We start from the raw sequence: 14,963 nt of genomic DNA, 5'->3' as shown, positions 1-14,963 counted from the left end.
AGGAGAACCAGCCGCCTCCATCAATCGTAACTATTTAAAACTTAAATCAGAGTTATTACCATACAGTTATAGCGTTGCAAAAGAAGCAGTAAATGGTTTGCCAATCATCAGGGCATTATTTTTAACCCATCCAAATGCTTTTACATTAGGTACTGCAACACAATATGAATACTTATACGGCCCTAGTTTTTTGGTAGCGCCAATTTACCAAGCCACACAAGCTGATGAAAAAGGAAATGATATTCGTAACAATATTTACTTGCCAGAAGGAACGTGGATAGATTACCTTTCAGGAGAAAAATATACTGGAAATACCGTAATCAATAGTTTTAAGACGCCGATTTGGAAGCTGCCTGTTTTCGTAAAAAGCGGAGCAATTATTCCAATGGTAAACGCAAATAACAATGTTTCAGAAATTAATAAAGCAGTACGTAGTTACGAAGTTTATCCAGCAGGCACTAGCTCTTTTACAGAATATGATGATGATGGAAAAACCGAAGCCTACAAATTAGGTAAAGGTGCAACAACATTAATCTCTTCTTCGGTAGATAAAACTAATGCTACAATTACTATCAATCCTACCCAAGGTGATTTTGATGGCTTTGTAAAAGAGAAATCAACTTCATTTAGTATAAACGTAACCGAACAACCTCAAAAAGTTACAGCAACTGTTGGTGGTAAAAGTGTAAAATTAGAAGCAGCAAAATCGGCTGTTGAATTTGCAAAACTACAAAATGGATATTTTTTCGATGCTGCACCAGACTTAAATCGCTTTGCAACCAAAGGAAGCGAATTTGAAAAGGTGGCCATGACTAAAAACCCTCAGTTGCTGGTAAAACTAGCACCAACAGACATTAGTACAAATGCAATTAAGGTACAAATTAAAGGCTTCGTTTTCGCACCGGCGGATAAAGATCGTATCACATCAGGTGCATTAACTGCTCCAACACTAGCGCAAGTTTCAGCAAAAAATACAGCAGCTTTTACCTTAAAACCATCTTGGAAAGCAGTAAGCAATGCTGATTTTTATGAAATCGATTTTAACAACATGGTGTACACCACCATTAAGGATACTACATTTTTATTCGATGGATTAAAACCAGAAACTGCCTATTCATTTAAGTTACGAGCAGCCAATAAAGATGGCTATTCTAATTGGGTAGATATTAACGCTGCTACAACAGTAAACCCATTACAATTTGCAATTAAAGGAATTAAAGGAGAAACTACTGCAGAAAATCAAGGCGGAGCAGGAATTAATAAACTATTTGATTTTGATGAAGACAACGGCTGGCATACCAAATGGGATCAAAACGCAGTGCCATTTGATATGGTTATCGATCTGAAAAGTGTAAATCAGATAGAGAAATTAAACTATTTACCACGCATTGGCGGAGGAAATGGCGTGTTGCTGAAAGGCACTATCTATTACAGTAGTAATAAAACGACATGGACAGAAGCTGGTAAATTTGATTGGGCAAAAAATGGTGATACAAAAACATTTGATTTTGCTAATCACCCAACAGTGCGTTACATCAAAATTGCAGTGACGGAAGGTGTGCGTGGTTTTGGTTCGGGAAGAGAATTATATGTATTTAAAGTTCCAGGAACAGAGAGCTTTATTCCAGGCGATATTAATAACGATAAATTAATAGATGGAAATGACATCACCTCATACACCAATTATACTGGTTTACGCAAAGGCGATGGCGATTTTGATGGCTACATTAGTAACGGTGATATTAATAAAAATGATCTTATAGATGCGTATGATATTTCGAACGTAGCCGTACAATTAGATGGAGGCGTAGAAATTGATAAGAATGAAAAACTAGCAGGAAGCATTACGTTAAGCGCTGGAAAGTCTAGCTATAACGAAGGTGAAACCGTAGAGATAACTGTAAAAGGAAATAATCTAAGTGGTGTAAACGCATTAAGTTTTGGCTTGCCTTACAACCCGCAAGACTTTGAATTTGTAAGTGTACAAGCCCTAGCCGTTAAGGATATGGAAAATCTAACCTATGATAGATTACATACCAATGGTAAAAAAGCACTATATCCTACTTTTGTAAACATAGGCGATAAACAAACCATAAAAGGAAATTCAGAGTTATTCGTGATTAAATTAAAAGCGAAACGTAAAGTAACCTTTAATTTAAAAGCGGTTGATGGTCTATTAGTTGATAAAGCATTGAATAGTTTAGGTTTTTAGCTATCAATCCGTCATACTGAACTCGTTTCAGCAGCTATTAGAAAGACCCCTTAAATAAATCCGATAGCTATCGGATTAGGATAACGACAAAAACTTAAAAAAAGCTTCTCAAGAATTCGAGAAGCTTTTTTAGTTAAAGGAGCCCGTCTTTGCGAAGGAGGTTCTTCACCGACTGCGGCAATCCCCCTCATGCTTAAAAAAAATAACATAAATTAGTCGTATTTAATGGCACTAGTATTTAATTTATGATAATACACGTAAGAAATGGCTAAAATACCCAAGAATATTAATGGGAAAAATGTTTGAAAATTAATGCCATCTACTGCGCCGTGACTAATGCTCGCAAATATGAAATCAAATCCAAATCCTGCGTATGCCCATTCTTTAAAACGCTTTGGCACTTGAGGAATCATTAAAATTAATGTGCCCAAAACTTTAAAAACCACTAGAGCATTCCCAAAATATTCAGGATATCCTAAATGCCTGATTCCCTCTTTTGCCAACTCAGTTTGTGAGGTTAAAGCTGGCATAACGCCTTCCATTAAGAAGATAATTGTCGTTGAGATCCAAAAAATTGTTTTTTCTTTTTTCATCTGATTTATTTTTTTAGTTAAGCTAAATTATCAAGAAGACAGTAAATAATACTGCTATAAAAAAGACAATCATTAGGGTGAAATGCGACATGCTCAAAAAATAGCTAGAACTATTGTTAGAGCTATTTTACAAATAGTTATTTAGACTATAGGTTAAACTTGTATAAACATATTTGTTTAGTTAGATGCTTTTTTATTATATTTGATTTAGACAAAGTGGGTGGCCTATTGGTTAATAGTAAAGTTGGTAGCCACCTGCTTTGTTTTCAATAGATAAGAAGGGATAGATTTTGAGTAAGGAAACTTTAAATAAAAAATTCCCTTGCTTTCACACAAATGAAGGCAAGGGAATTAAATTACTTCATAACTAAAATTGCTTGACAAAAACAGGCTGATGAATTTCTACAAGTTGATAAGCAATATTTATTTCTAATGCACCACTTGCTTTATATCCAGTATGTCCTCCAGAACTTGCGCTTAGTGTGCTTTTATGCCAAATGATTTTTCCTTGTTCACTGTCATTGCTATTTCTAGCTTTATTCAGAATAATGGGTAATCTATTTTCAATAGCAAAACTAGTATTAAAAATTAGCAGTGGCTTTGCTCTTGGATCTATGGCTTTAAGATAAGACAATTGATTATTGCTTAGCTCAAAGTGGTTGTCCATCCAATAGTCAAAATAATTTAGCACTAAATCGGCTTCGATTTTTAAAACCTCATCACTTAAACTATAGAGGTCATGTTGCAAGGCTAGAAAGCCTGCGTTGGTAAATGGAAATTTTTTCATTGTAAATTAAGGTTAATAGTAAGCCATTAAGTTAAAGTCAACATCAAAATTTTTTAAGACCCAAATAGGATTTAATTGCTGAACGATGTCATTATTTTTGATAACTGATGTTTCACAATAATTAAATAACTAATAGTTAATCTTATTCACTAATTAGAATCAGTTTACAGTTGATAAATTTTTAAAGATTATTTCTTGCTTAATACCTAATCTTTCTGAGATTGTGTTTGTTTCAAACACTTGCAAAATATTTATATATTGGTATAGCTATTTGCCTAATTTTTAAGCAATGCTTCAGATTTTTTAAACGTTTAAATCTCAATTATCGATTTCACTAAATCTTTACACCTACCTTTTAATACATCTTATATGAAGAAATCACCATGGTTTAAAGCTGCTGGCGCAGTTAAATACCCTAACTATGTTATAAAATTACCATTTGCATTTTTGTCTTCACACCTGCTTATAGTTTATGAGGATAAACATACTTATGCAGTTATTTTTACAAATCCATATTATTATAGTGCCTTATTAATTAATGCTGTTATGGCTTATGTATTAATTTCGCTAGTTTTTAGAATCACCAGTTTTTTAGATTATTACTATCCTTGGGGTAGAAGTTACAAAATAAGAATGCCTAGGCAATTAGTTGGCGGTGTGCTTTTTCCGATTTTACCGGCAATTATATTGGCAACAATATACTTCGCTTTCTATGAAATTAATATTTTGAATACGGTTTATTTTAGTAGGTATCTACAGCAAATTGTATTAATGCTCATTATCTTAAATGCATATTTATTTTATCACTGGCATATACTTAACAAACAAAAAAGTGTTCCTAAGGCACTTTTAGAAGATTATACAAATGAGTCAATTTCTCAAAAAACATTTGCAGAAATAGCCTGTGTTTTTATTGAAGACAAAAACTGTTTTGCATATAATTTACAAGGAGAAAAAATTATTTGGAATGATACTTTAATTAAAAGTATAAACTATTTACCTAGAGGTCAGTTTTATATGATAAAACGTTCTTTTATTGTAAATAGGGAAGTCATTAAAAAGGTTAGCATAATAAATTCTAGAAAAACAAAAATTATATTAAAATCTCCTTTAAATTTAGAAATGGATGTAAGTCAACGAGAAAATGCTGACTTTAAAAAATGGATGTTAAGGAGTTTTAATTAATTCTTAATTGCTAATGCTAAACTATTTTGTTTTGGCTTTCTATTTTTATTATCAATGTCGTACTTAGTTCAATCATCCATTCAATAACTTATATTCGATATTGAATGTAGCATATATCATTTGCTACAAAATCTGGTTAATTTTGTCAAAACCCTGTAGTTTAAGCACTCTTCGATACAGAAATTTGGTTTTTCCCGATGGGAAATGCCAATCTCCCATCACGGAAAGTCCTTTTCTCATTAGGAAAAAAGGAAAAATAGAGTCGAGAAAATCCAATTGCTAAATTTAAGGGTTAAATCTTTTAAATAGGGCTAAAAAATGACTGACTTAGGGAAACAATTCTTAGCAATGTCTTCTGTCGAAACCCATTTAGCTCAAGCGTCCTCTGTGCGCTATAGTTCAGCATTCCGTAAATGTATGCTGAACTATTTTGTTTTGCGTTAATTGGATTAATTTGTGCAAAGGTGCGTAGATAAAAGAAAAACAAAATTAAACGAGATGATTTCCGTGTAATTTTGGTTCACGTTATTAAAACTAAAATCAGTGTTTTGTATATTTATCCTATTTATTCTTTCTAAACTAAACCAATCTTTCTCTTTAAATAGATTGCTTAATCTTCGATATTTAATGTAATTTTTTTTAGTTATACTTACACTTAGTAAGGATTTTCCGTTTTATGCATAGATTTATAAATTTCTTAGTGAGCATTATGTGCCTTAATCTAATAGCTAGTGGTATGGTGCATGCTCAAGGCAGTGATAAAGGTAGTATAGAAAATGTGGCGATAAACAAAGTTGAAACATTTTTTAATACATCAATTGAAGCACAATCTATGCTTTTTAATGGACCAGCTTATTTAAGTTATGGTTCATCGGTAGATGGATCAGCCTATTTTCAGGACTTAGACTTTAGTAATGGCTCGGTTATATATGATGGTTTTCGATATAATAATGTCCCTTTACAGTACGATTTATATCTAGATAAAGTAGTTTCGGTTTTATATGGAAAATCAAGACTATTTAGCTTAGTGAGTGAGAAAGTATCAGATTTTTATATCAATAATCATCACTTTGTGTACATAGGCATAGCAGCTGCTAAAACTGCTCCAATTGAAAGTGGTTTTTTTGATTTGATTTATAAAGGGAAATTAAGAATTTTAGTGAAAAGAGTAAAAAAATTACAGTTTACCCTTAATGCCGAAACCCCCTATTATTTTAAACCTAAAACAACTTATTATTTAGAAAGAGATGATAAATACTATGAATTTGATAATGAGAGTTCATTTTTAAGTTTATTTAAAGAGAGAAAAAACGAATTGAAACGACATTTAGCTGAGCGTAAAATTAAATTTAAAAATGATCCAGAACGAGCCATGGTAATTATGGCTACTTATTTTGAAAGATTACTTAATTGAATATGCGTTTAATCTGCTTTAATACTTGTATTTGTTGTTTTTTGGTATTGAACTGCACTGGGCTTTTTGCTCAGAATAAGCCAGATAAGCTGTACAGTATAGATTTTAAACAGGCAACATTAAATGATTTTGTAATAGACATAGAGCATAAAAGTGGATTGCATTTTTATTATGATCCTGTAGTGATGGATGGTGTGAAGATAACTATAAAATTGGATCAGAAATCACTTTTTTATGTGTTAAATCAAGTATTTGAACCTATAGGTGTTAATTTTATACTTAACAAGAACGCTATTTTTTTAACAAAGGGTATTATCCTTCAACCAGAATTAGCACAAGGATATGAAACTGATCGCTCAAAATTACCGCTTAATCCACCTGTTAAGCCAAATACTTCCGGTGGTTATGTAAAGGAGGTTGAAATCATTCAAGAAGCCACTACCGCAAATAAATTGTATGAGATAGGAATAAAAACAAACACACTTAAAAACACACCTGCAACTATTACTGGTTATTTACGCGAATCGACCACACAAAAACCAATTGTTGGGGCACGCATCTCTACAGAAAACCCAAAAATAGAAGTGGTTTCTAATCCATCTGGATTTTATTCTTTAACCTTACCAAGAGGGGCACACATTTTAACCATAAAAGCAACTAGTAAAAATGATACTAAACGACAAATAATGGTATATGAGGATGGAAAACTAAATATTGACTTAAGAGAGCAGGTTTTAACGTTAAAAGAAGTCCAAATTCTATCGAATAGGATATCTAATACAAAGGGGGTAGAAATGGGCGTTAATAGATTAGATATTAAAGCGATTAAGCGGGTACCGTCTTTATTTGGAGAGCCAGATGTATTAAGAGTTATTTTAACACTTCCTGGTGTGCAATCTGTTGGAGAAGCGAGTACAGGCTTTAATGTTCGTGGTGGCTCTACCGATCAAAATTTAATTCTATTAAACGATAATACAATTTATAATCCATCCCATTTTTTTGGTTTCTTCTCTGCATTTAATGCTGATCTTGTAAAAGGTGTTCAGCTATTTAAAAGCACCATTCCAGAAAAATTTGGGGGTAGATTGTCTTCTGTTTTAGAAGTAACGAATAGGGATGGAGACAAAAAGAAAATTACAGGTTCGGCTGGTATAGGGATAATTACCAGTAGGTTTAATATAGAGGGGCCCATAGACAGTAATAAAACCTCCTTTATTTTAGGTGGTCGGGTTACATATTCAAATTGGCTAATCAAATTACTACCGCAAGATTATGAGCAAAGTAAGGCTTCATTTTATGATTTTAATGTGGGAATTAATCATCAATTTAATGAGAAGAATGAACTCTCTTTGTCTGGTTACATTAGCAAAGATAACTTTAAACTAAATAGCGATACGTCCTATAATTACAGCAATAAAAATGCATCTATTAAATGGAAACATATTTTTAATGCTAAATTAAATGCTGCTTTTATAATTGCTACCGATATGTACGATTATAATATTAAGAGCGATGTAAATCATGTTAATGCGTATAGCCTTAATTTTAACATTCATCAAACTAGTTTTAAGACAGATTTTAGCTATAGTTTAACTAATCAGCACATCCTAAATTTTGGTTTTTCATCTATTTATTATAAACTTAATCCTGGCACATATAAGCCAATTGGGGTAAATTCATTGGTTACACAAGATATACTACCTTCTGAGCAAGCCTTAGAAAGTGCTGTATATCTTGGGGATAAATTTGATATTACAGATGCTTTTTCTGTTAATGCAGGTTTGCGTTATTCATTCTATAATTATTTAGGCCCACAACTAATTAATAACTATGTGCCTAATTTACCCGTAACTGAAGATAATTTAACTGGAACTACTGCGTATGGAAAGAATAAACTCATTCAAACCTATCAAGGGCCAGAGGTAAGGGTTTCTGCACGATATAATTTAATGCCAGATTTTTCAATTAAAGCTGCCTATAATACCTTAAGACAATACATACATTTATTATCAAATACAACTGCAATTGCACCAACTGATGTTTGGAAATTAAGTGATCCTAATATTAAACCTCAATTAGGCAATCAAGTGTCGCTTGGTTTGTACAAGAATTTTAATGCACAAGCCATTGAAACATCTGTAGAAGTGTATTACAAAAAACTAAAGGATTATTTGGATTATAAAAGTGGTGCAACTTTAGTACTCAATCATCATATAGAAACAGATGTAATTAGTACCAAAGGGAAAGCATATGGGGTTGAGTTTTTTGTGAAAAAAAATGCGGGAAAACTTACTGGATGGATGAGCTACACTTATTCAAGAACGATGTTAAAAATGGATGATTTAACAAGTACTCAATTGATAAATTCAGGAGCATATTATCCAGCAAATTACGATAAACCACATGCTTTTAATTTTACGGGGAATTACAGCTTTAAACAACGGTATCATTTATCATTAAATGTAACGTATAGCACAGGCCGCCCAATTACATTGCCTATTGCTAAGTATTATTATGGGGGAAGTGAAAGGGTTTATTATTCTGAAAGAAATGCCTATCGTATTCCCGACTATTTTCGCACTGATATTTCATTTAATGTGGAGGGAAATCATAAGATTAATCAACGTTTTCACAACTCATTTACCTTTGGGCTATATAATGTTACAGGGAGAAAAAATGCGTATTCTACTTATTTTTCACAAGAAAATGGGACTATAAATGGGTATAAACTCTCTATTTTTGCATCAATACTTCCTTTTGTCAGCTACAACATAAAATTTTAATTCATGGAAAAGAAACTGAAAATATTATTTATGCTTGCTATTTTGCTAATAATTGGATGTAAAGAATCTTTCAATCCAAAAGTAACATCAACTAACAATAATTTACTGGTTGTAGAAGGATTTATTAATACAGGAACGGATTCTACTTTTATTAAATTAAGCAGAACAGTAGTGATTGCTAATAAGAATACTGTAAATCCTGAAACTGGTGCAACAGTTACAATTGAAAGCGAAGCAAATGAAAGTTATCTATTAAAGGAGGAAATTCCAGGGGTATATAACGCACCACCTTTAAACCTAAATGCAACTAAAAAATATAGGATAAATATAAAAACTACTAAAGGTGTGAACTATCTATCTAGCTTTATTGAAGCTAAGGTGTCACCACCAATTGATAATGTAGGGTATGAAATTAGAAGCAATGGTGTCCAATTACACGTAAGTACACATGATAGTAATAATAAAACAATCTTTTATCGTTGGGAATTTGAGGATGCGTGGATTTTTTATGCGAAAAATAAGTCAAACCTTATTTATAAACCTGGACAGGGCATTGTTAGTCGCCAGGCCACTTTAGAGAATATTTACCAATGTTGGGGAAGTGGAAAATCAAATGCAATTATTTTGGGTTCATCCGCAAAACTAAGTCAAGATGTTATTCACCAAAGCCCATTAATCCTAATCCCTTCAAATTCCGAAAAATTAGAAGAAAAATATAGCATTCTTGTTAAACAGTACGCATTAACAAAAGAAGCATATGATTTTTGGGAAAATCTAAGAAAAAACACAGAAAATTTAGGTTCTATTTTTGATGCCCAACCATCTCAATTAACAGGGAATGTACATAATACTGCAGATACTTCTGAACCGGTTATTGGTTTTATAGGGGCAGGAACTATTCAACAACAAAGAATATATGTGACAAATGATAAGCTCCCAAATTGGATTGCCACCTTTCCGTATGATTGTGGAACACCTGAAGAAGTGTTACCTGCTTTTTATTATAGATTTAATGATGGCACTTTTATACCGATAGAATTTAGTTCAAATGGCATAACAGGAACAAGGAGAGAGTGTGCAGATTGTACATTAAGAGGGGCAAATAAAAAACCAAATTTTTGGCAATAAAGAATGAATACTATGAGCAGAATATATCCTAAGCTAATTCTTACATTCTTATTGGTAGTTATACAATTAACTGTTAAGGCTCAGGTATTAAAAAATGTGCAAAATTCTTTTGATGCTTATTATCAAAATGTATTTCAAGAAAAAATATTTGTCCACACTGATAAAGAACAATATTTAGCGGGAGAACTTTTATGGTTTAAGATTTATAATGTTGATGCAAGTACGAATAAACCTGTTGACTTAAGTAAGGTTACTTATGTGGAACTTCTAGACCAAAACAATAATCCTGTTTTACAATCAAAAGTTTTACTTAAAAATGGGAGCGGGAACGGATCATTATCCATCCCAATAACTAGCACAAGTGGCTCATATAAGTTTAGAGCGTACACTAATTGGATACAAAATTTTGGAGCAAATCTGTTTTTTGAGAAGAAAATTATTCTTATTAATGCCCTAAATCCGATTGAAAATCAAAAAAAGATAAGAACTGATGTTGATGTGCAGTTTTTCCCAGAAGGTGGAGATATGGTAGAGGGGCTTTCTTGTAATGTTGGTTTTAAGGCTTTGGGGTCTGATGGAAAGGGAGTGAGCTTAAAAGGTGTTATAGTTGACCAGAAAAATGACACTGTAGCTAGGTTTCAGACTTTTAAATTTGGAATGGGTAAATTTGCATTTACGCCATTAGCTAACCATACATATAGGGCAATTGTGAGCGGGGCTAATAATACTATCATTACAAAGACATTGCCAACCCCTAAAAAACTAGGATATACATTATCTCTTGTTGATGGGGAAGTAATAACACTAACTATTGGAACTAATTTACAGGACCGAAAAGTTTATCTATTTGTACATAATGGCAGCAAAATAGCAATTGCAGAAACAGCGGATATTGTTAATGGTAAGGCTACATTTCAATTAAATAAACAACAACTTGGTGTAGGCCTATCTCATTTAACATTATTTAATGAAAATGCACAAGCTGTTTGTGAAAGATTGTATTTTAAAAAACCTAACCAGCAACTAAAAATTGAAACCCATTCTGATTCTCAGCAATATGATTCTAGAAAGAAAGTAAGTATTAATCTGTCTGTAAAAAATGAAAAACAAGAAGTAATTTCTGCTAATCTTTCTATTGCTGTGAGAAAATTAGATTCATTACAGGGAATGGATCAAAATAATATAGTGAGCTACTTTTGGTTGAATTCTGAATTAAAAGGAAGCATAGAATCTCCTGGTTATTACTTTTTAGAGAATAATAGTGATAATACTATTGCTTTAGATAATCTTTTGCTTACACAAGGATGGCGTAGATTTACTTGGAGTGATGTATTAAATAATAAAATGCCTCAATTTAAATTTTTGCCAGAATTAAATGGTCATCTAATTAATGGGAAATTGACAGATAAGAATGGCTCTGCTGTAAAAGACAAGGCTATTTATTTGGGTGTGCCAGGTTCTAGAGTGCAATTTTATGAAAGTAGGAGTAATGCGAATGGGCATTTTGTATTTAATACCAAAAAATTTAATGGAATAAATGAACTTGTCGTGCAGACAAACAGTAACGCTGATACTACTTCAATCATTTCAATTCTGAGCCCATTTTCTGAGCAATATACAACGTTCGATTTTCCAGATTTCCAGGTAAAAGCAAATTTACTTGATGAATTAAAGGCATATAGTTTGGGCGTGCAAATTCAAAATGTCTATTCGAGAAATAAATTAAATCAATTTAATAATCCTATTGTTGATACCACAAGATTTTACGGAAAACCTTTCAAAACGTATAGGTTAAATGATTATACCCGTTTTAGAACACTTGAAGAAACCCTTAGAGAATATGTAACAGAAACTTTTATTTCTAAGAGTCAAGGGAATTTTCAAGTAAGATTATTGGGTAAGGATGTTTCTTTAAATGGAGACCCATTAGTGCTTTTAGATGGTGTTCCTTATTTTAACATGAACAAAGTGATGGATATTGATCCAAATAAGATAGAAAAATTAGAAATAGTACCTGAAGTTTATAATTATGGGTCATCTAAATTTGACGGTATTATTAATCTCACTAGTTTTAAAAGCAATCTTGCCAATATTGAGATTAATCCAAATGCTCTTGTGTTAGATTATGAAGGACTGCAATTACAGCGAGAGTTTTATAGCCCATCTTATGAAACAGCTTCACAGTTTAATAGCCGTATTCCAGATTTTAGAAATGTATTGTATTGGTCGCCATCCATAAATATTGATAAAAATGGTCATGGTGAACTAAATTTTTACACTTCAGATTTTGCAGGAACATACATTGGGATTATTAATGGCCTCTCAAATGATGGAACTCCCGGAGTTGGTACGTTCACTTTCCAAATAAGAGAAAAATAAGAAGTTTTGTAATTTTAGTTCGAATTGTTAAAACTAAGACCAATGCTTAACTACTTTTATTAAAGGTAACACGCTTCATGATCTCCAAGCATGCTCTACCATTATGATAAGGACATTTCCAAAAGCCAGCTTTGTCTTCGCCTTGTAGTAGTGAAAAATCTTCGTTTAAGCCCCAATACCATTCGCCATTCTTTTTATCTTTTAGGAAGTTTTTAATAAACTCCCAACTGTGTAGGGAATGTTGTATGTATTTTTCATTTCCACTTAATTGATAGGCATTGAAAAAACCAACCATTGCTTCTGCTTGTGGCCACCAGTGCATTTCCTTTATCCAATGTTGTGTTGCCGTATCGTATTCATACCAAAGGCCACCATTTTTGGCCAAACCTTTTTCTGTAGCATCAGTGAGTTGCACCGCAATGGTTTTAAACGTTGAAATTTCTATTTCATCTGCTATGCTTTCTGCGGCTTCTTGTAAGAGCCAAGCTGCTTCAATGTCGTGTCCAAAAGAGGTGACGGTAGATTTTACTTCCCAATTGGCCGTAAAAAATAAATGCAGGCGACTTGTTTTTTGATCAATGATATGTTGCTTAAAATTAGCTAGCAATTTACTAATGGCAGCTTTTAATGTTTCATCTGGCCAAACGGTATACAAATTCGCATAGGCTTCTACCACATGCAAATGGGTATTCATTGATTTTTGCTCATTCTGATCTTTATCGCTCAATCGAAGATCTTCTTGCAATTTCCAATCTATTGAAAAGGCTTCCAAATAACCCAAATAAATAGGATCGAAACTGTATTTTTCTATTAATGCAAATGTACCTTGCGCTAATGACAAGGCTTTCGTATTTGCTGTAATTTTATAATATTCAGCCAATGCGTATATAGCAAAAGCTTGTCCGTAAATTTGCTTTTTCCCATCTAATTGTTCACCAGCATAAGTTATCGACCAATAGAAACCACCATTTTTTGTGTCTAAAAAGTGTGCACTTAAATAATCAAAAGCTCTATTTGCCATACTTAAATACGCAGGTTCCTTAGTTAGCTGATAAGCAGAGGAAAACGTATACAGTATTCTAGCATTTAAAACTAATCCCTTTGGAGCATGAGGGGTTGAAACATTATCATTATCAATCTTTCCATAAAAACCCCCGTTTTCTTCATCAACGGTATAGGTTATCCACCACTGCAATAGCTTGTGTAATTCGATTTCAACTTCGTTGGCAAATGTGGTTAGTACGGTTAAATTCATTTGATGCTAATGAGCAGATTCTCCATTCAAATGTACATGCTTATCTGTTAAACTTTTATTCTGATCAATGATGCGTATAATCGTTTCAACTGATGCTGCAGAACGTAAACCATCTGCTGGATTATTCATCACATAATCAATAAGCTGTTGCAGGGTACTAGTTACTACATGCATACGCGTATCTGAAGAAGCATAATAAATGTATACAGTCCCATCTGTATCTGCAATCCAGCCATTGCTGAAAACCACATTTGATACATCACCAACACGTTCTTCGCCTTCTGGAGCTAAAAAATAACCTGCAGGTTTGTGAGTTACTTTAGTTAAATCGTTCAAATCGGTCATGAATAAATACAACACATAGCGTAAACCTGCAGCAGTGTTTCTAACGCCATGCGCTAAATGTAACCAACCTTGAGGTGTTTTTATGGGGGCAGGACCAAGGCCATTTTTTGCTTCGTAAACGGTATGGTATACTTTCTTGTCGATCACAATTTCTTGTGTAATGGTTGCATTTTCTATGGTTGAAGAAAGACCAAAGCCAATCCCGCCGCCATTACCTGCTTCTACAAATCCATCTTGCGGACGTGTATAAAAGGCATATTTTCCTTGTACAAACTCTGGATGCAAAACGACATTACGTTGCTGCGGTGAGGGTGTCTTAAGATCGGCTAAGCGCTCCCATTTTACTAAATCTTTTGTTCGGGCAATTCCACATTGTGCAATAGCTGCCGATTGATCTCCTTCGCTTGCCGAAGGGTCTCTTCGTTCTGTACAAAATAATCCATATACCCAACCATCCTCATGGGCAACTAATCTTATATCGTAAACATTAGTATCTGGAATAGCTGTTTCTGGCATCACTAAAGGATATTCCCAAAAACGAAAATTGTCTATCCCGTTAGGGCTTTCAGCTATTGCGAAAAAAGATTTTCTGTCGTTTCCTTCCACTCGTGCTACTAAAACATAGCTGTCTTTCCACTTTATAGCTCCTGCATTGAGTACGGCATTTATGCCAAACCGCTCTATTAAATTCGGATTAGTTAGTGGATTTAAGTCGTATTTCCAATTGAACGGAACATGAGCAGCTGTTAAAACAGCATTTTTATAGCGATTGAATACACCGTTTCCTGGTTCAATCATTTTATTAGGTACTTTAATCAGTTCTTCTTGATGTAAAGCGAGTTGAGCAATGCGTTGTTCGAAAATAGTTTTCATTCGTATAGT

10 protein-coding genes are annotated in these 14,963 nt (G+C 33.1%); 6 read left to right on the top strand and 4 right to left on the bottom strand.

The features are described from left to right. A partial coding sequence (locus WC622_RS06160; RefSeq protein ID WP_372818298.1) for a DUF5110 domain-containing protein occupies positions 1-2,212 on the top strand: 2,212 nt, incomplete at its 5' end. A 212-nt stretch (positions 2,213-2,424) separates the two neighbouring features. On the opposite strand, the gene WC622_RS06155 is transcribed toward WC622_RS06160, so the two are convergent. Both WC622_RS06155 and WC622_RS06150 read right to left on the bottom strand, forming a co-directional pair. After that, positions 2,425-2,805, bottom strand: coding sequence for a DoxX family protein (locus WC622_RS06155; protein ID WP_372818296.1), 381 nt, complete (start codon positions 2,803-2,805; stop codon positions 2,425-2,427). A gap of 367 nt (positions 2,806-3,172) precedes the next feature. Continuing rightward, complete coding sequence (locus tag WC622_RS06150) at positions 3,173-3,592, bottom strand: hypothetical protein (protein WP_372818295.1); 420 nt, start codon at positions 3,590-3,592, stop codon at positions 3,173-3,175. A gap of 369 nt (positions 3,593-3,961) precedes the next feature. On the opposite strand from WC622_RS06150, the gene WC622_RS06145 reads away from it, so the two are divergent. The 5 genes from WC622_RS06145 to WC622_RS06125 all read left to right on the top strand — a co-directional run bounded on the left by WC622_RS06145 (position 3,962) and on the right by WC622_RS06125 (position 12,481). Then, positions 3,962-4,777: a LytTR family transcriptional regulator DNA-binding domain-containing protein gene (locus WC622_RS06145; protein ID WP_372818293.1), complete on the top strand. Its 816-nt coding sequence runs from the start codon at positions 3,962-3,964 to the stop codon at positions 4,775-4,777. A gap of 709 nt (positions 4,778-5,486) precedes the next feature. Beyond that, complete coding sequence (locus WC622_RS06140; protein WP_372818292.1) at positions 5,487-6,191, top strand: hypothetical protein; 705 nt, start codon at positions 5,487-5,489, stop codon at positions 6,189-6,191. A 2-nt stretch (positions 6,192-6,193) separates the two neighbouring features. Next, positions 6,194-8,974, top strand: coding sequence for a TonB-dependent receptor domain-containing protein (locus WC622_RS06135; protein ID WP_372818290.1), 2,781 nt, complete (start codon positions 6,194-6,196; stop codon positions 8,972-8,974). Between the two features lie 3 nt (positions 8,975-8,977). Further along, positions 8,978-10,102, top strand: a complete 1,125-nt coding sequence (locus tag WC622_RS06130; protein ID WP_372818288.1) for a DUF4249 domain-containing protein — start codon at positions 8,978-8,980, stop codon at positions 10,100-10,102. Positions 10,103-10,114: 12 nt separating this feature from the next. Further along, positions 10,115-12,481 carry a hypothetical protein gene (locus WC622_RS06125; protein ID WP_372818286.1) on the top strand — a complete coding sequence of 789 codons (2,367 nt, stop codon included), beginning with the start codon at positions 10,115-10,117 and terminating at the stop codon, positions 12,479-12,481. A 46-nt stretch (positions 12,482-12,527) separates the two neighbouring features. Here WC622_RS06125 and WC622_RS06120 read toward each other — a convergent pair whose 3' ends face one another. Together WC622_RS06120 and WC622_RS06115 are read right to left on the bottom strand one after the other, a co-directional pair. After that, a complete protein-coding gene (locus tag WC622_RS06120) occupies positions 12,528-13,736 on the bottom strand; it encodes an AGE family epimerase/isomerase (protein ID WP_372818284.1) in 1,209 nt (402 codons plus the stop codon). 6 nt (positions 13,737-13,742) lie between these two features. Beyond that, positions 13,743-14,954, bottom strand: coding sequence for a glycosidase (locus WC622_RS06115; protein WP_372818282.1), 1,212 nt, complete (start codon positions 14,952-14,954; stop codon positions 13,743-13,745). Positions 14,955-14,963 lie beyond the last annotated feature (9 nt).

The organism is Pedobacter sp., assembly GCF_041662865.1.
GTDB lineage: Bacteria > Bacteroidota > Bacteroidia > Sphingobacteriales > Sphingobacteriaceae > Pedobacter.
The sequence above is the reverse complement of the archived record's forward strand: the minus strand, read 5'-3'. Positions and strand labels throughout refer to the sequence as shown.